Here is a 1,244-nt window from a genome sequence, read left to right as displayed (position 1 = left end):
TCGGCTGCCGCTGTGTCCACGACCACACCCCGATCCGACTCCAGCTCAGAGACCCGGGTGGCCAGCCGGGACGGTCCGAGCAGCCCGGAGACCATCAGCCGGTCCACGCTCACCAGACCGCGTATCACCCAGGGCGAGGCAAGGACGATCACCAGCCCGATCGCGGAAGTGATACCGATCTCGAACGGTGTGTCGACATAGAAGTCATTGCCGTCGACGTCGCTGTACAGCGCGATACCCGGCTGGCCGAGATACCTGGGGGACACCCAGTGCCACAGCGGATACAGGAACAGCGTCCATCCGGTGGTCCAGAACGCCACCGACACCACGAATCCGAACAGCGCCCAGGGAAAGTGCAGCACCCCGTAGAGCAGATGCCGCCAGGACTCCCCGCTCTTCAGGACCGCGCCGACCCAGGACATCACGCCGCTCTTCTTGCCCCGTACGGGCTCGGGCTCCGGTACGTCCAGCCGCAGCAGACCGCGGGCCCGGGCCCGCTCCACCACGCCGAAGCCTCGGCAGCCGGCCAGCCCCACCGCCAGCAGGGGAATACCGATGAAGGTGACGAGCAGGCCGGAGCCGAGCGTGAGCGTCGTTATCGCATAGCCGAACAGGAGCGTGCTGATCGGCAGGCTGAGCAGCAGATAGCCGAACTCGCGCCAGGTGCGAGCCTCTATGGGCGCGCGGAGGGCGGGAGGGAGAAAGGGGGGCCGTCGACGCGATCCGCGCCCCCCTTCGTAGCCGTACCGGTAGTCGTAGCCAGGGCCGGCCGCATGCGCGGATTCGGGGCCGTAGCCGTATCCGTGGTCGCCGTATCCGTGGTCCGTGGCCATCGGCGGTGTCCGTTCTGCGAGCGGGCGGTTTCCGTATATCTCCATGCTGCTGGGGCCGCCGCGCCCGCACCATGAGGCCGGTCTCCCTCTTTGCCCTGGGGTTTTCCCTACCCCCGAAACCCCGGCGGCGGTGCGGTCAGTCCTTTTCGCGCTGCCGCCACGGCAGCTCCGCCGTCACGACCGTCGGCCCGCCTTCCGGCGAGTCGAGGACGAAGAGCCCGTCGACCGCGCCGAGCCGCTCGGCCAGCCCGGACATGCCCGTACCGCCGTCCAGCCGCGCGCCGCCGCGCCCGTTGTCCTGGACCTGGACCAGCAGCCGGTTCTCCGCCCGCCACACATCGACGGACGCGGTGCGGGCGCCGCTGTGCTTGCTGATGTTCTGGAGGAGTTCGGAGACGGTGAAGTAGGCGA

General features: G+C 69.1%; 2 protein-coding genes. Both read right to left on the bottom strand.

Features of this window, described 5'->3' with window-relative positions; all coding sequences use genetic code 11:
* Positions 1–833 (bottom strand): sensor domain-containing protein (locus WH07_RS35780; RefSeq protein ID WP_046509449.1); only part of this gene is annotated, 833 nt, incomplete at its 3' end.
* A gap of 136 nt (positions 834–969) precedes the next feature.
* Positions 970–1,244, bottom strand: a 275-nt coding sequence (locus tag WH07_RS35775; protein WP_046509447.1) for a sensor histidine kinase, incomplete at its 5' end; no start/stop codon positions are given.

This window comes from Streptomyces odonnellii (genome assembly GCF_000981895.1).
GTDB lineage: Bacteria > Actinomycetota > Actinomycetes > Streptomycetales > Streptomycetaceae > Streptomyces > Streptomyces odonnellii.
This window is presented reverse-complemented; position numbering and strand designations above follow the sequence as displayed.